Here is an 18,532-nt window from a genome sequence, read left to right on the forward strand (position 1 = left end):
TGCCTTGCGGAAATCGCGTGCCTTACAGGGGATCGGGCGGGCTACCGGAGCAGCGTCCAGTAGTGCTGGGTGCGGCCGGGCTCCTTGCCGCTGCGCGGCCGCGTCGCCCGGTACAGCTCGCCCTGGTGCCGGACGAGGTCGCCGGGCCGGTAGGACTCGACGCCCTGCCAGTTGCCGACGCCGACCGGCGAGATGCGGCTGGTGCGCCCGTCCGCGCTGCGGGTACGGGTCAGCGCCGTGTCGCCGACCTTGACCGGCCCGGTGTAGAGCCGCCAGGTCTTGCCGTCCGTCGAGTACTCGATCTCCAGGCCCGGGTTGCGGACGTTCGCCGTCAGCGTCCCGTCGGTGATCTTCGCCCCCGGCAGCGGGATGCGGTAGTTCACGCCGTCGTCACCGTAGATCCCGACCGGCTTGTAGAACGACAGCAGCGGGAACGTCTTCTGGCCGAGCGTGTTGTTGAAGACGTTCCAGGCCTCGCCCATCTTCTCCGGCGCCGGCGTGTTCCGGTTCCAGGCACGCTCGGCCGCGCCGAGGAGCTTGGGGAACGCCTGGTACTCGCGGATCCCGGGGGTCTTGCCGTTCTCGGCCCAAAGCTGGGCCTCGAGGCCGAGGATGTTCTTCTTGCCCTCGGCGGTCAGCTTCGTCCAGTCCGGGTTCGGTGTGACGGGGTTGCCCCAGCGGTCCGAGGTCGCGTTCGCGTACACGTTGTACGGCTGGTAGGTGAACGTGCTCTCCTCGTCGACCAGTGCCGCCCAGTAGTAGCCGGGCTCGTCCGGGTCCTTGTTGTAGGCGAGGTCCATGTAGAGGTTCGTCGCGTGCGCGAGGATCACCGGGGTGCCCTCGTTGGCGAACCGGTACGCCCAGTCCTCACGTCCCCAGCCCCAGACGTTCTGCCACGGCAGCGGCGCGAAGTTCTTGAGGCGGAACTTGTGGGTCGGGTCGGTGATGTCCTCCCACCCGGCGGTGGTCTTGGCGTGCTTCTGGGCGATCTCGTTGTAGCGGCCGAAGAAGAGCTCCTTCAGCTGCTCGCCGGTCTTGCCCTCGGTGTCGGGGTTCTTCTTGCACGCCGGCGATCCGGACCACCATCCGGCCGGCGGTCCCGGGGGCTCGTCGCCGCCGAGGTTCAGCCGGTTGAACGGGACGCCCGCCCGCCCGTACATCTTCGCCACCTCGGACACGACCTTGTTCAGGAACGTGTACGTGCTGGCCAGGCACGGGTTCGCCAGGTTGTCGGTGTAGTACTGGACACTGACGTGCTTGCTGGTGTCCTCGGGGTCGAGCAGCCGGTAGGTGCCGTCGTTGGTCTTCTGGTAGCGGCGCTCCATCGACTGGACGGCCGCGCGGGCGTGCGCGGGGAAGTTCAGCTCGGGGATGACCTCGATGTGCCGGTCGGACGCGTACCGCAGGATCTCCTCGAAGTCCTTGACGGTGTAGTACCCGCTGCCCTTGCCGACGAAGTTCAGGGTGTTGTCCTCGTAGCCCTGGTAGGTCGGCCGCTGCCCGAGGTTGGCCTCGGTCTCGTTGCGGGCCTTGCCGTTGACGCCGTCACCGCCGCCGAGGTCGTTCACCGACCCCATGCCCTGGTGCAGCCCGTCCTTCTCCTGCAGGTCGTGCACCCGCTTGGAGCCGAAGTCGGTCAGCTCGGGCAGGCCGGGGATCTCCAGCCGCCAGCCCTCGTCGTTGGTGACCCCGAGGTGCAGCTTGTTGAGCTTGGTGAAGCTCATCAGGTCGAGGAACTTCAGGATCGTCTGCTTGGACTCGAAGTGCCGGCCCGTGTCGATGTGCAGGCCGCGGTAACCGAACAGCGGCGCGTCGGCGATCTCGGCCTGCGGGACGCTCACGTTCCACGCGCGGTGCCCCTGCGCGGCGGTCTTGTAGCCGCCGGTCGGGATGAGCTGGCGCAGCGTCTGGATGCCGTACAGCACCCCGGCCGCGTCGGTGCCCACGATCTGCACGCCCTTGTCGGTCGCGCTGAGCGTGTAGCCCTCGGCGTCGGCCTTGCCGTCACCGTCGACGTCGAGCTTCGGGTTGACGCTCAGCGAGATCGGCGCGCCCCGCCCGCGGGCAACGTCCTTCAGCGCGGAGCGCAGGTAGCCCGCCTCGCGGCTCAGCTCGCGCGGGGCCGTGACGGGCGAGGCCCCGCCGATCGCGATCGTGCCGCCGTTCGACTTCGCCGACAGCGGCTGCGGGACGAGGCTCTGCTGGAGCGTGAGGTCGAGCTTCGGCGTGGTGTTCTCGGCGTACCGGGTCGCCGCCGTCTCCACGGGACGCTTGTCGCCCGAGAACGCCTTGGTCTGCTTGGGGTCGGTCGGGTCGAGGAGGGACTTGGCCGGCACCCACGCGGGCTTGCCGCCGTTGTAGGCGATCGTCCAGCCGCTCGGGGCGTCGGACTTGTGGACGGCCCACACCTCGAAGTAGATGTCGATCTCGCGGCGCTCGCCGGGGGCGATCGCCTTGAAACCGTCCGCGGGTTTGAGGGCGTAGAAGTCGCCGCTCTGCGCGGCGTCGGCGCGGGCCACGGCGAGGCCCTGGGATGCGAGCTGCTTGCGGCCGATGTCGCCGACCTCGCCCGCGAGGACGGCGGTCGGCTGCCGCACGCCGTTGAAGTACAGCGCCCATCCGGCGCTGCCAAGGGCGCAGCTGTTGTCGTTGTTGTCGATGGTCAGTCGCGCGAGGTGATATTGCGCGTCGGCGACGGTGTGGTCGACCGGCTGGTAGGTGACCATGAGATCGCGGGGGTCCGGGTTGCAGGCCGCCGACGCCGCGCTCGACGGGACGGCCGCAAGTAGGGCCGCGGTGAGCGCGGCGGCCGTCAGCACGGCCGCTGGTCTTTTCGGCATAAATAGGAAACTATCCTAATAATTTGCCAAGATCCCGGCCTCTGACCAGGTCATTTGTGAACCCGCAGGCAGTGCCGGTGGCCGCCTCCGGACAAGCACCGGATCTTGACGGGGACGATCTCCGGAGTGTTCGATCACCGGTCAGCCCGGCGCGAAAGCCCAGCTGACGGACGTGATCATGGCTCCGGGTGCCCGAAACGAATTTTCGGGCACCCGGAATTGAAAGGCGCGGCCGGTGCGAAATGGGACGATGCGGAAATATGCAGGCCCGAGCGGAAACGTGCCGTTCCGTCACCGGCCGCCGGCTCAGGTGCTAGAGGTCAGGTCCAGCTCCTTGACCTTCGGGTCGCCCTCGTCCGCGAAGTAGTCGGACGTGCGGGTCGCGTCCAGGCCGTCCGCCAGCCGCGCGGCCCGGCAGACCACGGTGCCGGCCACCGCGACCGCGACGTTGACGGCGAGCGCCAGCATCCCGGCGTACATCGTCATGGTGGTGTCGATGCCGAGGTCGCTCAGCGGGTAGGCCGAGCCGCCGAAGTGCTCCTTGCCCTTCGCCGGGTTCGGGATCTGGTACAGCATCCACAGGCCCGCGGCCATGCCGCCGGCCCATCCGGCGATGAGCGCGCCCCGGTGGAACCAGCGCGTCATCAGGCCGAGCGCCACCGCCGGCAGCGTCTGCAGGATGATCACGCCGCCGATCAGCTGGAGGTCGATGGAGAACTCCGGGTCCAGCGCGAGGATGCACAGCACCGCACCGGCCTTGACGATCAGCGACACCAGCTTGCTGACCGTCGCCTCCTGCTTCTCGGTCGCGTCCCGCTTGAGGTACTCCCGGTAGATGTTGCGGGTGAACAGGTTGGCCGCGGCGATCGACATGATCGCCGCCGGGACCAGCGCGCCGATGCCCACGGCGGCGAACGCCACCCCGGCGAACCAGTCCGGGAACATCTGGTCGAACAGCACCGGGACGGCCGTGTTCGCGTCGGGCTTGCCGTCGGTGGTGACCGGCTTCACGCCCGCCGCGATCGCCATGTAGCCGAGCAGCGCGATCAGGCCGAGCACCAGGCTGTAGGCGGGCAGCGCCGCCATGTTCCGCTTGATCGTGTCGCGGTTGCGGGCGGCGAGCACGCCGGTGACGCTGTGCGGGTACAGGAACAGCGCCATCGCCGAGCCGAGCGCCAGCATCGCGTAGTTCAGCTGGCCGCTCCCGGCGATCGTGATCCCGTCCCCGGGCGCGGGCGTCGCCTCGAACTTGGCCTTCGCCGCCCCGAAGACCTCGCCCCAGCCGCCGAGCTTCGCCGGGATGTACAGCACCGCCACGATGATCACCAGGTAGATCAGCGCGTCCTTGACGAAGGCGATCAGCGCCGGCGCGCGCAGCCCCGACTGGTAGGTGTAGGCCGCGAGGATCACGAACGCGATGATGATCGGCCAGTGGCCGTGCACGCCCATCGCCTTCAGCACCGCCTCGATGCCGACCAGCTGCAGCGCGATGTAGGGCATCGTCGCGACGATGCCGGTGATCGCGACCAGCAGCGCCAGCGTCGGCGACCCGAACCGCGCCCGGACGAAGTCGGCCGGCGTCACGAACCCGTGCACGTGCGACACCGACCACAGCCGGATGAGGAACAGGAACACCAGCGGATACACGACGACCGTGTACGGGACCGCGAAGAACCCCGCCGCGCCCGCGCCGAACACCAGCGCCGGGACGGCCACGAACGTGTACGCGGTGTAGAGGTCGCCGCCGATCAGGAACCAGGTGACCCAGCCGCCGAAGCTGCGGCCGCCGAGACCCCACTCGTCCAGGTTGTCGAGGGTCTCGGCGCGGCGCCAGCGCGCCGCGACGAACCCCATCCCGCTGACCACGAGGAAGAACAGGGAGAAGATGACGATCTCGGTGATGTGGTCGCTCGCCATGGCTCAGCCCCGCTTCCTGGTCATCCGGTACACGACGACCGTGGTGCTCACGCCGAGCAGGATGAAGGCGAGCTGGATCCAGTAGAAGGCGGGGAACCCCGCCAGGCGGGGCTCGTCGCTGTTGTAGATGAACGTCATCAGCGGCACCGCGACCGGGAGGAGCAGCAGCCAGTTCCAGGGACTCCGGTCGGAGCGTCCACTGGACGGCGGTGGCGGCGGCGCGGGCGGGGACGGCGGGGGCGGATCGGTGTCCTTCGGGTCGGTCTTCTTCGGGTTCTCGGGAGCCAACGGGGGTCCTCCTCGTCGTGCGTCGCGGGCGCGGCCGTCCGGATCGCGTGACCGTGCCGTGCCGGAGAGTGCGGCCGGGCGAGAGTACACGTCACATGATCACGGTGTGATCTCGCTCACGGCACGACTGAGTGGATCGTTCCACCAGGAAGCGGGGTGCGCGGGAGCTGAGGCGTCGTTCAGACGGTGCGGTCGGCGGCGGTCCGCGGCTCGTGCCGGACGTCGGTGGGCCGGTCGAGCTCCCGGGTCCACGCGGCGAACTCCAGCAGGATCCCGTCGGGGTCCTTGAAGTAGATGGAGCGGACGAACACGCCCTCGTGGTTCTCCGGCGCGACACCGAACTCGCTGTCGTCGTGGTTGAGCAGCACCCCGACGTCGACGCCCTTGGCGATCAGCCGGTCGCGGTACTCCTCGATCCGCTCCGGCGGGACGTCGAACGCGACGTGGTTCATCGACCCCACGGCCGACAGCAGCTCGCCCCGGTCGGGCAGGGTCTTCGGCGCGGACACGCCGGGGACGGGCTCGGGCGCGTCCGGGAACCAGAAGAAGGCGAGCGCGTTCCCGCCGCCGCAGTCGAAGAAGAAGTGCTGGCCCCAGCCCATCGGCAGCTCGATCGTCTTGATCAGCGGCATGCCGAGCACGCCCTGATAGAAGCCCACCGTCCGCTCCATGTCGCTGCAGACGAGCGCGAGATGGTTGACGCCGCGCAGTTCGAACTCGGTGTTCTCGCTGGTCATGGGAGCCCGCTCCGTCGTCCAGTAAGTGATCCCTTTCAGCTGTGCCCATGGTAACCTCGCCGCATGCGAATCGCAGCCTCCCAGTGGTGGTGGCGCCGCTAGCGGCGGTGCCGGTTCGTGCGTGTTCAGATCAGGCGACCGCCCTCACCGGCGGTCGTTTTGCGTTCTCCCCGCCTGGTGAGGGCCCGACATGAGGGGCCACCGCGGTGGAGACCGTCTCACAGCAGCCGCTGACCAGCGAGTTCGTCACGGCCGGGGGCGTACGGGTGAGCCGTACGGCCATCCCGGTCGACCCCGAGCGCAAGTCCGATGTGCTGAACGCCCTCGTCGCCGCCGTGGGGGAGCGGCGCGGCGGCGTCCTCAGCTCCGGGATGGAGTACCCGGGCCGCTACAGCCGCTGGCACATGGCCTACGTCGACCCCTGCGCGGAGATCGTCGCCCGCGGCCGGACGGTCGCCGTGCGGGCCCTCAACGAGCGCGGGCGCGTCCTCGTGCCCGCCATGGCCGCCGTCCTCCGCGACGCCGGCGAGGTGAGGACCGACGAGCTCGGCCTCTTCGAGCTGTTCGTCCCGCCGGCGGAGGGGTTCTTCCCAGAGGAGGAGCGCAGCCGCCAGCCGACCGTGTTCACCGCCCTGCGCGCCATCGTCGGCCTGTTCGCCTGCGACGACCCGCACCTCGGCCTCTACGGCGCGTTCGGGTACGACCTGTCGCTCCAGTTCGAGCCGCTGCGGACCCGCCTGGAACGCCCGGACGACCAGCGCGACCTCGTCCTGCACCTGCCCGACGAACTCGTCGTCGTGGACCGCAAGCGCGAGACCTCGCACCGCCTCTCCTACGAGTTCGAGATCGGGGGCAGGAGCACCGAGGGACTGGCGCGCGGCACCGAGCCGACGCCCGTCCCGGTGCACGCGGAGCTTCCGCCGCAGCCCGTGCCCGGCGTGTACGCGCAGATGGTGCGGGACGCGAAGGAGAAGTTCATCCGCGGCGACCTGTTCGAGGTGACCCCGGGGCACGCCATGTACGGCCGGTGCGACGCGCCCGCCGCGTTCTTCGAGCGCCTCCGCGAGACCAACCCGGCCCCGTACGAGTTCATGTTCAACCTGGGCGACGGCGAGTACCTGGTCGGCGCGTCGCCGGAGATGTTCGTCCGGGTCGGCGGCGACCGGGTCGAGACGTGCCCGATCGCCGGGACGATCAAGCGCGGCGCCGACGCGCTGGAGGACGCCGAGCAGATCCGCGCGATCCTGTCGTCCACCAAGGACGAGTCGGAGCTGACCATGTGCACCGACGTGGACCGCAACGACAAGTCGCGGATCTGCGTGCCGGGCAGCGTGCGCGTCCTCGGCCGCCGGCAGATCGAGATCTACTCCCGGCTGATCCACACCGTCGACCACATCGAGGGACGGCTGCGCCCCGGGTTCGACGCGCTCGACGCGTTCCTCACCCACATGTGGGCGGTCACCGTCACCGGCGCGCCGAAGACGTGGGCGATGCAGTTCATCGAGGACCAGGAGGAGTCGCCGCGCCGCTGGTACGGCGGGGCGGTCGGATGCATCGGGTTCGACGGGTCGATGAACACGGGCCTGACGCTGCGGACGGCGCAGATCCGCGACGGCATCGCGACCGTCCGGGCCGGGGCGACGCTGCTCTACGACTCCGACCCCGACGAGGAGGAGCGCGAGACGCACCTCAAGGCCAGCGCGCTGCTCGGCGCGCTCGCCGAGTCCCAGGAGGGCGCCGCCGCCGGGCCCCGGGTGGAGCCGCGGGCCGACCGGGCGGGGGACGGGCTGAAGGTGCTGCTCGTCGACCACGAGGACTCGTTCGTCAACACCCTCGCCGACTACTTCCGCCAGCAGGGCGCCGGCGTCGTCACCCTCCGGCACGGGTTCCCGGCGCGGCTGCTGGACGAGCACGCGCCCGACCTGGTCGTCCTGTCTCCGGGGCCGGGCCGCCCCGAGGACTTCGCCGCCCACTCCCTCCTGGACGCCCTGGACGAGCGGAACCTCCCGGTCTTCGGCGTCTGCCTCGGCCTGCAGGCGATGGTGGAGCACGCGGGCGGCGAGCTGGCGCTGCTGCCCGAGCCGTCCCACGGGAAGCCCGGCCAGGTCAAGGTCACCGGCGGCGCGCTGTTCGAGGGCCTCCCGGACGAGTTCACCGCGGCCCGCTACCACTCGCTGCACGCCACGCCCGAACGGGTGAAGGGGTTCCAGGTGACGGCGCTGACCGGCGACGTCGTCATGGCGATCGAGGCCCCGGAGCGGCGGCGCTGGGCGGTGCAGTTCCACCCGGAGTCCATCCTCACGGCGGCGGGCGGGGCCGGGCACCGGATCGTGGCCAACGTCCTGAGGCTGAGCCGTCCCTAGTCCCCAAGCAGGAGGGGCGGCGGGGCGAAATGGTCCTCTGGGTCCTTTCGCGACCCACCGGGCGCGGGAAGACTGGGTAACCGGCCACGGCGCCGCCCTTCCGCGACGCAGTGATCGCCGTTATCCCAGCGGAGAGGGGAGCAATCCCCTCTCCGCGCCCGGGACCCGGCCTTGAGGTACAAAACGGCTATTTCGGTCATCCGAAACGCGGTATTCGTTTCCGGGCGCTCTCCACGGGGATCCCGCCCGCCATGATGACGATTCTGTGGCTCATCGCCGTGATCCTGGTCATCGCCGGGGTCTACGTGATCCTCGCCCGCCGCGAACTGATCTTCGGCCTCGTGCTCATCGTGGTCGGGCTGCTCGTCGGCCCGGGAGGGGTGAGCATCTTCAACTGACCCTCTTCTCGCCCGCGTGGCGGCACGCCGGGACGGAACGCTGACACGGGTTGTCAGGTTTCGGTGCCAGCATCGTCCCCATGAGCAGTGCCACCACACCGAACACCACCCCGCTGGCAGGAAAGATCGCCCTGGTCGCGGGCGGGACGCGCGGCGCGGGCCGCGGTATCGCCGTCGAGCTCGGCGCCGCCGGCGCGACCGTGTACGTGACCGGACGCTCCACCCGGGCGAACCGCTCGGAGATGGGCCGTCCCGAGACCATCGAGGAGACCGCCGAGCTGGTGACGGCCGCGGGCGGCGAGGGCATCGCCGTCCGGGTCGACCACCTCGACCCTGAGCAGGTCGGCGCGCTCGTCGCGCGCATCGACTCCGAGCAAGGCCGGCTGGACGTCCTCGTCAACGACGTCTGGGGCTCGGACAACTACTTCGAGTTCGGCAAGCCGCTGTGGGAGCAGTCCCTCGGCAACGGGCTGCGGATGCTGCGTCTCGGCATCGACACCCACGCCATCACCAGCCACCGCGCCCTGCCGCTGCTGATCCGCGAGCCCGGCGGGCTCGTGATCGAGATGACCGACGGGACCGCCGAGTACAACGCGGCGTACCGCAAGGACGTCGGCTACTTCTACGACCTCGTCAAGAGCGCCGTGATCAGGATGGCGCTCGCCCAGTCCGAGGAGATCGCGGAGTACGGGGCGACGGCGCTGGCGCTGACGCCAGGCTGGCTGCGCTCGGAGGCGATGCTCGACAACTTCGGGGTCACCGAGGCGAACTGGCTCGACGCCACGAAGGACGTCCCGCACTTCGCGATCTCGGAGTCCCCGGCGTACGTGGGACGCGCCGTCGCGGCGCTCGCCGCCGACCCGGACCGGGCCCGCTGGAACGGCGCGTCGCTGTCCAGCGGCGGTCTCGCGCAGGAGTACGGCTTCACCGACGCCGACGGCAGCCGCCCGGACGCGTGGCGCTACATCGTCGAGGTGGAGCAGGCGGGGCTGCCCGCCGACGTCACCGGCTACCGCTGACAAGGGGATTTGCTCCTGTTTCAGATGGTTTGAGGCGGTTATGGCTTGCAGTGACCTGGAAGGAGGAGCCATGCCGATGATGACCAAGAGCGGCAAGCTGCGGAAGCAGGAGCTCCCCAGCACGCTCCAGCGCTCCCCGGCGGAGGCCCAGGAGACCTTCGCCAAGGCCCACGATTCCGCGGTCGAGACCTACGGGGAGGGGGAGCGGGCGCACCGCACCGCCTACTCGGCGCTCAAGCACAAGTTCGAGAAGCGCGGCGACCGCTGGCTCCCGAAGGGACGCAAGGGCCCGTCCGACCCGCGGGCCAAGGACCCGCAGGCCCGCCGCGGCCGTGGGAAGAGCTTCGGCGGCGTGGACGTCGAGGGCAACAGCAAGAAGGAACTGTACGACCGCGCGGCCGACCTCGACGTGCAGGGCCGCTCGAAGATGACCAAGGAAGAGCTCGCCGAGGCGATCGCGCGCAAGCAGGGCTAGCCGCGCGAGCGGGACGAGAGGGACGAGCGAGGACGAGGAGGCGAACGGCCATGCCCATGGACGAACGCACCAAGGCCACCGTCCGGACCCTGCTGGACCGGCACCCGGACGGCTACGTCGCCGAGACCACCGGCTTCACGGTGACCAACACGGCGGCGGGGCTGTTCCGGCTGCTGGTCCTGTCGATCCTCGCCGACGACGGCGCGCCGTCGCGGGCCGCCGTCGACGCGACCCGCGCCCTGCTGGACCGGCACTGGGACAGCGCGCCCGAGATGGCGAAGTCGGACGAGCGCGGCCGGGCCGAGGTCATCGACCGCGCGGGCTACGGCGGCGCCGAGCAGGCGTCCCGGCGGCTGGGCGAGGCCACCCGCCTCGTCATGGACCGCTACGACGGCGACCTGCAGCGGCTCCGGGCGGCGGCGGACGGCGACGCCGGACGGCTGCGCGACCTCCTCCGGGAGATCCCCGGCATGGACGACGCCGGCCTGACGGTCTTCCTGCGCGAGGCGCAGATGTTCTGGCCGGAGGCAGGGCCCTTCGTCGACGAGCGCGCCGCCGGGGCCGCCGAGCGGCTCGGCCTGCCGTCCGACCCCCGCGAGCTGCTGGAGGACGTGGCCAGGGGCGGCGGCGAGGAGAAGCTGTCCTGGCTGGTGGGCGCGCTCGCGCTCGCCGACGTGCACGACGAGTACGACGGCATCCGCCGCACGGCCGAGGCCGCCGCCCGCGCCTGACGCCGCCGGCGGGCCGGGCTCCTCGCGCCCGACGCCGGTGGCCCGGATCAGCGGGTCGCGTACAGCTCCGCGAGTCGGGCGGCGGCGTCCGCCATCCGCTCGCGCAGCTCCGGCGGCGCGAGGACCTCGACCTCCGGCCCGAACCGCATCAGCTCCGACGCCGCGACCGTCATCGACTCGACGGGAAGCGTGGTGACCACCCACCCCTTCCCGTCGGGCTCCCCGGCGCCCTCCCGCGCCCGCCGCGCCGCGTACGGCTCGACGGCGAACCGCAGCATCCGCATCCCCGCCGGCGACAGCCGGACGGTGATCTCCTCCCGGAGCATCGACCGCACGAACGACGCCGCCTGCTCCTGCCAGTGCGCCGCGAGGTCGAAGTCCTCGTCGCGGTCGAAGCGGCCGCCCGCCGGCCGGACGCCGGTGACCCGGTCCACCCGGTAGGTGCGCGGCGTGCCGCCGACCCGCGCGATCAGGTACCAGATGCCGTTCTTCAGCACCAGCCCGTAGGGCTCGACCGTCCGCGTGACCTCGGTGTCCTTGCGGCGGTAGCGCAGCTCGACCGGCTCGTCCTCCCAAACGGCGCGGGCGAGGTCGCGCAGCAGCGGTGGCGGGCCCGACTCGCCGAACCACCCTGGCGCGTCGAGATGGAACCGCTGGCCCGCCCGCGACGGCGCGTCCCGCAGCGAGGCGGGCAGCGCCGCCAGGACCTTCAGCTCCGCCGCGGCGACCGCGTCGCCGCGGCCCATGTCCCCGGCCGGTCCCGGCAGCCCGGACAGGAACAGCGCCTCGGCCTCCTCGCGGGTGAGCCCGGTCAGCCGCGTCCGGTACCCGCCGACGAGCCGGTACCCGCCCGCGCGGCCCTGCTCGGCGTACACCGGGACCCCGGCCGCCGACAGCGCCTCCATGTCCCGGTAGACGGTGCGCTCGGACACCTCCAGCTCCCGCGCGAGCTCGCCCGCCGTCATCGTCTCCCGCGACTGCAGGAGCAGCACCATCGAGATCAACCGAGCCGCCCGCACGCCCCCTGTCTACCAGGAACGCCGCCCCAGGGCCGTTCCTGACAATTTCGTGGCAGCTTCGTCCGGATCGCCTTCCGGGCCGGGCGGACGGGCTGTTAGCTTCACGGCGTGCTCACCGAAAAAACCTCCATCGAAGCGTTCATCGACGCCCTGCCGAAGGTCGAGCTGCACGTCCATCTCGTGGGCTCCGCGTCCGTCCCGACCGTGCTCGAACTCGCCCGCCGCCACCCCGACGGGCCCGTCCCGGTGGACGAGCGCGAGCTGCGCGCCTTCTACGAGTTCCGCGACTTCCCGCACTTCGCCGAGGTGTACGAGGCGGTGTCGAGCCTCGTCCGGACGCCCGAGGACGTCGGGACGCTCGTGTTCGGCGTCGCCCGCGACCTCGCCGCCCAGAACGTCCGGTACGTCGAGCTGACCGTCACCCCGTACACGCACCAGCGCGCCGGGATGCCGATGCCCGCGATCACCGAGGCGCTCGACCACGCGGTCCGCGAGGCCCGCGAGCGGCTCGGCATCCGCGTCGCCTACATCTTCGACATCCCGGGCGAGTTCGGCGCCGACGGCGCCCGCGGCACCCTCGACCACGCGCTCCGGCACCCGCCGGAGGCGCTCGTCGGGTTCGGCCTCGGCGGCATCGAGCAGATGCGCCCGCCGCACCGGGACGCGTTCCGCGCCGCGTTCGCCGCCGCCCGCGCCGCCGGGCTGCGCAGCCTCCCGCACGCCGGCGAGATGACCGGTCCGGAGACGATCTGGGAGGCCGTCGAGGGCCTGCACGCCGAACGGATCGGCCACGGCATCAGCTGCCTGGACGACCCGCGCCTCGTCGCGCACCTGCGCGAGACGCGGATCGCGCTCGAAGTGTGCCCGACGTCCAACGTGTGCACCGGGCAGGTCGCCGCCATCGCCGAGCACCCGCTGCCGCGGATGCTGGACGAGGGCCTGTTCGTCACGCTGAACAGCGACGACCCGCCGATGTTCGACACGACCCTCACCGGCGAGTACCGCATCGCCGCCGAGGTGTTCGGCCTGGGCCGCGACGGCCTGGCGGCCCTGGCCCGCAACGCCGTGACCGCCTCGTCGCTGGAGGAGGAGGCCCGCCGGGCGATCCTCGCCGACATCGACACCGTGACCGGCGGCGCGGCCTAGCCCCACGCCATGCGACGCCAGGGGCTCTCAGGTTCCTCGGCCAGGACGCGGTGCCCGGCGACGGAGCGTTCGTACCACTCGCCGAACTCGCCGTCGTCGAACCGCAGCATCCGCCCGAGGACGTACCCGGCGGAGAACGCCCCCCACGACGTGTAGACCTGGTTGGCGCGCTGCCCGGCGGTGAGGACGCACTTCTCGGCCTCCTCCGCGTCGCAGTACCCGGCGTTCAGGCCCCAGCGGGCCATGTTCACCGCGCGGCCGAAGTCGTAGCCGTAGACGCTCTCGACCCGCCCGTCCGGCGGGAGGAGGCCGTCGGCGCGGAACCGCGACTCGTACCGCAGGATCAGCCCGGACATCTCGACGACCTCGTGGACGGTCTGCTCCGCGACGTCCCGCTCCCGGCACCAGGCCACGATCGCCGCGCGCCACGCCCCCTGGTCGGTGCCGCGCCCGCGCCGGTCGAGGACCATCTGGATGGCGGGGTCGCTGTTGCGGGCCTCCAGCAGCCCGTCCATCTGCTCGCGCCAGCTCGCGTGGTCGGTGATGCCCCAGTCGCGTTCCAGCAGGTCCCGGTCCCCGCCGGGGTCGTCATGGTTGAGCGTGTTCCAGGCCACCCCGTTGCCGACCGCGAGGTGCGCGCCCACGGCGAGCGCCGCGGCGAGCCGCCCCCACGCGGCGCTGCCGGGATCGGTGATCAGGACGTCGTGGTCGCGGTCGGGCCGCCGTTCGGCGTCGGCGAGCAGCTTGGCGACCTGCCGGTGCCCGTCCCCGCCGGGCGGCATCTGCGCCATCAGCTCGCGCAGCGGCCGCAGCGCCTCCCGCGGGCCGGCGTCCTTGACGATGAGCCGCGCCGCGTGCACCCCGGCGGCGTCGGCGCGCTTGGCGTCGTGCAGTGCCCAGAACGCGCTCATCGCCGCCCACGCCCGCCTGGCCGCCTCGCCGGTACGGCCCGCGGCGGCCATGACGTGCGCCGCCTGCGCGTCCAGCCCGGCGCGGACCGCGGCGGGCATGGACGCGGCGCCCCGGTCGAGCGTGTCGAGCAGCCGCTGCGCCTCGCCCGTCTTCCCCGCCGCGGCGAGCGCCCGCGCGCACCGTGCCCGCGCCGCGACGGCGGGCGCCAGGTCGCCGCGCGCCTCCATCGCCTCGGCGGCCTCCGCGTACGCGGCCGCGGCCTCCCCGGCCCGCCCCTGCCGCTCGAACTTCCGGGCCCGGTCGAGAATGCCCTGATAAGTCATGGTCCCCTCCGCGGGCAACGGTACCGGGCCCGGTGATCTCCGTGGTCAGCCTTGGGGGAGACCGGTCGTGCCCGGGTCGCGGGCGTCGTGCGGGGGGTGGTTTCCTATGGACGACGGAAACGAGCGAGGGGGATACGAGAGTGAAGAGCGTCGAACCAGAGGTGTTCCTCGTAGCGCGGCCCGACCTGGACTACGACGAGGTCTCCCGGTACCTGCGGGACGTCGGCGGCGAGAGCTGGCTGGAGCGTCTCGACCGGGGCGACCTCGACGACGAGCTGAACGACCCGCAGAACCTCGCCGAGTTCGCGGGACGGCTCTGCTACCGCTCCTGGGAGCCGGGCCTGAACCCCAACGTGAAGCGGATCCGGACCGACTCGGGCGAGTATCTGGAGAACATCCTGCGCAGCCTGCACGGTTCGGTGCTGGAGCACGTCAACTTCAGCTTCGTCCTGCACAACGTGAGCCGCGTCCTCACCCACGAGCTCGTGCGGCACCGTCCGGGGGTGGCGATCTCGCAGGAGTCGATGCGGTTCGTCCGGCTCCAGGACCTCCCCTTCTGGTTCCCCGAATGGGCCCGCGAGGACGCCGAGCTGATGAAGCGCGCCACCGCGATGCTGGAGCAGATGGAGGAGTTCCAGGCGTGGATGGCCGGGCACTTCGGCCTGGACGACGAGGGCGTGCCGTTCAAGGAGAAGAAGCACAAGACCTCGTTCATGCGGCGGTTCGCGCCCGAGGGCGTCGGGACCGGCCTGGTCTGGACGGCCAACGTCCGCACGCTGCGCCACACCCTGGAGAACCGCACCGCGCCGGGCGCCGAGGAGGAGATCCGGCTGCTGTTCGGCAAGATCGGCGAAGTGATGCGCAAGGAGGCCCCGGACCTGTTCGGCGACTACGTCGTCGAGGACGGGACCTGGATCCCCAAGTGGCGGAAGGTCTAGGCGGCGGCCGCGCCGCTCACCCCAATAAGAATCTACAATGTAAAGGCGTCGGGCCGGTCGCACGTTACCTGCGACGTAATCGCCGGCATTACGGGCCGCGGGTAGCGTCGGGGGCGTGACGGCGGCGTTGAGCGATGTCAGACCGGTGGGGGACCTGCTGCGCGCGTGGCGGCAGCGGCGCAGGCTGAGCCAGCTGGAGCTGGCGTCGGCGGCGGACGTGTCGACGCGGCACCTGAGCTTCGTGGAGACCGGGCGCTCGGCACCGAGCCGGGACATGGTGCTGCGGCTGGCCGAGCACCTGGACGTCCCCCTGCGCGACCGGAACCTGCTGCTGGTGGCGGCCGGGTACGCGCCGGTGTTCGGCGAGACGCCGTTCGAGGAGCCGCGGATGGACACCGTCCGCGCGGCGCTCAAGCAGGTCCTGGACGGGCACGAGCCGTTCCCGGCGGTCGTCGTGGACCGGTTCTGGAACCTGGTCGACGCCAACGCCGCGGCCGGGCTCTTCATGGAGCGCGTCGCGCCGGAGCTGCTGGAGCCCCCGCTGAACGTGCTGCGCCTCAGCATGCATCCGGACGGGATGGCCAGGCACATCGTGAACCTGCCCGAGTGGCGCGCCCACATGATCGACCGGGTGCGGCGGCACGTGGCGCTGACCGCGGACGCGGGCCTCGCCCAGCTCTACCGGGAGCTGCGGAGCTTCCCCGGGGACGTGGGGGAGGCGTTCGCGCCGCCCGCGGGCGGCGAGGTGGTCGTCCCGCTGCGGCTGCGGTCGGACGGCCGGGAGCTGTCGTTCTTCACCACCATCGCGACGTTCGGCACGCCGGTCGACATCACGGTCGCGGAGCTGGCGATCGAATCGTTCTACCCGGCGGATGAGCCGACGACCCGCTTCCTGCGGGAACGCGCGGGCTGGTGACGGGCGCCCCTGCGGACGTCCCGGCGGGCGTGCCGGCGCGGGGCGGCTCGTCCTCCGCGTCGAGCAGGTCGTGGTGGATCCGGGAGAGGGGCATCCCGTGCCGCTGCAGCGCGGTGGCGGTGCTCCGGACGAAGGGGGCGGGCCCGGCGACGTAGGCGTCGAGGTCCTCCCAGTGGGGCAGGCGGTCCAGGAAGCACGGCAGGACGTCGGGCAGCCGGCCCTGCGGGGAGCCCGGCGCCCGGCCCGGCGCGTCGTGGGGTTCGGGTGGTCGCGACAGGACCGTGGTCAGGCGCAGCCGCGGGTAGGCGGACTCCAGCAGGCGCAGCTCCTCCAGGTCGTAGAGGTCCCGCCCGTCGCGGGCGCCGACGAGCAGGTGGACGTCGCGTCCGGGCCCGGACGAGAGGGCCTGCTCGGCGAGCGCCTTCATCGGGGCGAGGCCGGTGCCGCCGCCGATCAGCAGCAGCCCGCGGCCGGAGTCCCGGTCGAGCGTCATCGAGCCCGCGGCCGGGCCGAGCAGCACGGTGTCGCCGGGCGCGGTGTGCCGCACGAGCGCGCCGCTGACCCATCCGGCGGGGCGGGCGCGGACGTGCAGGCGCAGCATCCCGTCGGAGCGGGGCGCGTTCGCGATCCAGTACGGCCGCCAGACGCGGGGCCAGCGGGGCGTCTGCACGCTGACGCGCTGGCCGGGCAGGAACGGCAGCGGACGCTCGGGCCGCAGCGTGAGGACCGCGAGGTCGCCGGCGCGGCGGTCGTGCGCGGCGACCTCGGCGAGCCACCAGGGCGGGGCGTCCGCCGCGTCCCGCTCCGCGGCCTCGATCATCGTCGCGGCGGCGGACCGGTAGGCGGAGGTCCACGCGCGCTCGGCCTCGGCGGTCCACACGTTGGCGGCGAAGAAGCGCAGCGTCGCGATGAGCGCGGCCTCGACGGCGGGGTAGTGCTCGGGCAGCACCCCGTGCTTGCGGTGGTCGCGGCCGAGCCGCCCGAGGTGGCGGGCGAGGTCCTCCGGGTTGTCCTGGCTCCAGACGAGCCGGGTGAGCGCGTGGAAGAAACGGTCGTGCTGGGTGCCCATCGCGGGCGGGAACAGGGCGCGCAGCCGCGGTTCCGCCGCGAAAAGGCGGCCGTAGAAAAAGCTCATCGCGCCCGCCGGGTCGGATTCGAGGCGGGTGAAGGTCTCTTTGACGATTCGGGGTTCCGGTGCCATTCGCCTGCTCGCCCCCTGGGGCTTTTCAGCGGCCTGGTCCGGGATATCGGCGGTGATCGGACCGCGTTCGATGCCCGGCTGGGTGAGATTCTCGCAGCCGAATCCGCAGGTGTTCAAGCGGGACGCCGGGACGCCGGCGTGATCAGAGCGGTGCGTGATCGGCCATTAATTCTCCGTAGCCGGATATTCAGAAAGAAGCGGACGCATACTGATCAGTACCAACATGGCCCGGAATGAACTCCTTGTGGCCGGGTCGGGGGTGGGCGGATGGAGGATGATCCTCCTCCCTGGTGGAAGATTTCCGGATTTGCTGGTTTTCGCGGCCGGGGGTTCGCCGTGGCCGTGGCGGCCGGGAAGCCCGGCCCGCGTTGACGTTCTCGCCGTTTGGGACTGCGTGAATCGGTCCCGTGCGGCAAGCTGACCGGGAGGCAAGGCGCGGGGGCAGGACGGCCGGAGGGGAGGGTGATGCACCATGATGTCCAGTCAAGGACGGCGAATCACCCATTTCGCCGTCCTGTGGCCGGTGCTCAGCAGAGGGGGAAGCACGCATGTCAGAGGCCATCCGCGGGGCCCCGGCCCCGAACCCGGGCGGTGACGGGCCACCGCCGCTCATCGGAGTCACCACCTATCTGGAGCCGGCCCGCTGGGGGGCCTGGGTGCGCGAGGCCGCGCTCCTGCCGGCACCGTACGTGCGCTCGGTCGAACGGGCCGGCGGGGTCCCGGTCCTGCTGCCCCCGACCACGGCGCTGCACGGGCTGAAGGCCCTCGTCGCGCGGCTCGACGGGATCGTCATCGCGGGCGGCGGCGACCTCGATCCCGACCTGTACGGCGCGCTCCGGCACACCGAGACCGGGCCGCCGCAGCCGCTGCGCGACCGGTTCGAGCTGGCGCTCACCCGCGCCGTGGTGGACGCCGACCTGCCGTTCCTGGCGATCTGCCGGGGCATGCAGGTGCTGAACGTGGCGCGCGGCGGGGCGCTCATCCAGCATCTGCCGGAGGCGGTGGGGCACAAGGGCCACGCGCCGGAGATCGGGATGGTCGGCTCGCACCCGGTGCGGATCAGCGGGACGAGCCTGGTCGGCAAGATCCTGGGCGAGACCGCGGACGTCCCCACCTACCACCACCAGGCGGTGAGCCGGCTCGGGAAGGGCCTGTCCGCCGTCGCCTGGGCGGAGGACCAGGTGGTGGAGGCCGTCGAGCTGCAGGGGCACCGCTTCGGGCTGGCGGTCCAGTGGCATCCGGAGGAGGGGAGCGACGGGCGGCTGTTCGAGGCCCTGGTCGCCGAGGCCGCCGGCCGCTGATGGCCGCC

16 protein-coding genes are annotated in these 18,532 nt (G+C 71.8%); 9 read left to right on the forward strand and 7 right to left on the reverse strand.

The features are described 5' to 3' along the window. Positions 1 to 41: 41 nt before the first annotated feature. The 4 genes from ACH34S_RS22575 to ACH34S_RS22590 all read right to left on the reverse strand — a co-directional run bounded on the left by ACH34S_RS22575 (position 42) and on the right by ACH34S_RS22590 (position 5,782). Positions 42 to 2,840, reverse strand: a complete 2,799-nt coding sequence (locus tag ACH34S_RS22575; protein WP_395954724.1) for a family 20 glycosylhydrolase — start codon at positions 2,838 to 2,840, stop codon at positions 42 to 44. Between the two features lie 306 nt (positions 2,841 to 3,146). After that, positions 3,147 to 4,757, reverse strand: a complete 1,611-nt coding sequence (gene mctP / locus ACH34S_RS22580; protein ID WP_395954725.1) for a monocarboxylate uptake permease MctP — start codon at positions 4,755 to 4,757, stop codon at positions 3,147 to 3,149. A 3-nt stretch (positions 4,758 to 4,760) separates the two neighbouring features. Continuing rightward, a complete protein-coding gene (locus tag ACH34S_RS22585; protein ID WP_395954726.1) occupies positions 4,761 to 5,045 on the reverse strand; it encodes a DUF3311 domain-containing protein in 285 nt (94 codons plus the stop codon). Between the two features lie 179 nt (positions 5,046 to 5,224). After that, positions 5,225 to 5,782, reverse strand: coding sequence for a VOC family protein (locus ACH34S_RS22590; protein ID WP_395954727.1), 558 nt, complete (start codon positions 5,780 to 5,782; stop codon positions 5,225 to 5,227). Between the two features lie 206 nt (positions 5,783 to 5,988). On the opposite strand from ACH34S_RS22590, the gene ACH34S_RS22595 reads away from it, so the two are divergent. The 5 genes from ACH34S_RS22595 (at position 5,989) to ACH34S_RS22615 (ending at position 10,768) form a co-directional block, all read left to right on the forward strand. Continuing rightward, positions 5,989 to 8,145: an anthranilate synthase component I gene (locus ACH34S_RS22595; RefSeq protein WP_395954729.1), complete on the forward strand. Its 2,157-nt coding sequence runs from the start codon at positions 5,989 to 5,991 to the stop codon at positions 8,143 to 8,145. Between the two features lie 251 nt (positions 8,146 to 8,396). Continuing rightward, positions 8,397 to 8,543 (forward strand): GPGG-motif small membrane protein, encoded by a 147-nt coding sequence (locus ACH34S_RS22600; protein ID WP_395954730.1) that lies wholly within the window; start codon positions 8,397 to 8,399, stop codon positions 8,541 to 8,543. A gap of 80 nt (positions 8,544 to 8,623) precedes the next feature. Further along, positions 8,624 to 9,562 (forward strand): SDR family oxidoreductase, encoded by a 939-nt coding sequence (locus ACH34S_RS22605; protein WP_395954731.1) that lies wholly within the window; start codon positions 8,624 to 8,626, stop codon positions 9,560 to 9,562. 70 nt (positions 9,563 to 9,632) lie between these two features. After that, positions 9,633 to 10,037 carry a ChaB family protein gene (locus ACH34S_RS22610; RefSeq protein ID WP_395954732.1) on the forward strand — a complete coding sequence of 135 codons (405 nt, stop codon included), beginning with the start codon at positions 9,633 to 9,635 and terminating at the stop codon, positions 10,035 to 10,037. 50 nt (positions 10,038 to 10,087) lie between these two features. Next, the gene (locus ACH34S_RS22615) at positions 10,088 to 10,768 is read left to right on the forward strand and encodes a hypothetical protein (RefSeq protein ID WP_395954733.1); all 681 of its coding nucleotides are present in this window, start codon (positions 10,088 to 10,090) and stop codon (positions 10,766 to 10,768) included. Between the two features lie 47 nt (positions 10,769 to 10,815). Here the strand turns inward: ACH34S_RS22615 and ACH34S_RS22620 are convergent, their stop codons facing one another. After that, positions 10,816 to 11,787, reverse strand: coding sequence for a helix-turn-helix transcriptional regulator (locus tag ACH34S_RS22620; RefSeq protein ID WP_395954734.1), 972 nt, complete (start codon positions 11,785 to 11,787; stop codon positions 10,816 to 10,818). 108 nt (positions 11,788 to 11,895) lie between these two features. Here ACH34S_RS22620 and add point away from each other — a divergent pair, with 108 nt between their 5' ends. Then, positions 11,896 to 12,933 (forward strand): adenosine deaminase, encoded by a 1,038-nt coding sequence (gene add / locus ACH34S_RS22625; protein ID WP_395954735.1) that lies wholly within the window; start codon positions 11,896 to 11,898, stop codon positions 12,931 to 12,933. Here the strand turns inward: add and ACH34S_RS22630 are convergent. Continuing rightward, on the reverse strand, positions 12,930 to 14,168 hold the full coding sequence (locus tag ACH34S_RS22630) for a DUF1266 domain-containing protein (protein ID WP_395954737.1): 1,239 nt from the start codon (positions 14,166 to 14,168) through the stop codon (positions 12,930 to 12,932). The genes add and ACH34S_RS22630 overlap by 4 nt on opposite strands. Before the next feature lie 140 nt (positions 14,169 to 14,308). Between ACH34S_RS22630 and thyX the strand changes: the two genes are divergently transcribed. Together thyX and ACH34S_RS22640 are read left to right on the forward strand one after the other, a co-directional pair. After that, entirely contained in the window at positions 14,309 to 15,106 is a 798-nt protein-coding gene (thyX, locus tag ACH34S_RS22635) for an FAD-dependent thymidylate synthase (protein WP_395954739.1), read from the forward strand. A 115-nt stretch (positions 15,107 to 15,221) separates the two neighbouring features. Next, positions 15,222 to 16,022 (forward strand): helix-turn-helix domain-containing protein, encoded by an 801-nt coding sequence (locus ACH34S_RS22640; RefSeq protein WP_395954740.1) that lies wholly within the window; start codon positions 15,222 to 15,224, stop codon positions 16,020 to 16,022. Here the strand turns inward: ACH34S_RS22640 and ACH34S_RS22645 are convergent. Then, complete coding sequence (locus tag ACH34S_RS22645) at positions 15,937 to 17,223, reverse strand: globin domain-containing protein (protein WP_395954741.1); 1,287 nt, start codon at positions 17,221 to 17,223, stop codon at positions 15,937 to 15,939. The genes ACH34S_RS22640 and ACH34S_RS22645 overlap by 86 nt on opposite strands. A gap of 548 nt (positions 17,224 to 17,771) precedes the next feature. Here ACH34S_RS22645 and ACH34S_RS22650 point away from each other — a divergent pair. Then, the gene (locus tag ACH34S_RS22650; RefSeq protein WP_395954742.1) at positions 17,772 to 18,524 is read left to right on the forward strand and encodes a gamma-glutamyl-gamma-aminobutyrate hydrolase family protein; all 753 of its coding nucleotides are present in this window, start codon (positions 17,772 to 17,774) and stop codon (positions 18,522 to 18,524) included. The last annotated feature ends 8 nt before the right edge of the window (positions 18,525 to 18,532 follow it).

Origin of the sequence: Actinomadura sp. 3N508, assembly GCF_044326375.1 — a bacterium.
In the GTDB taxonomy this organism is placed as follows: Bacteria; Actinomycetota; Actinomycetes; order Streptosporangiales; family Streptosporangiaceae; genus Spirillospora.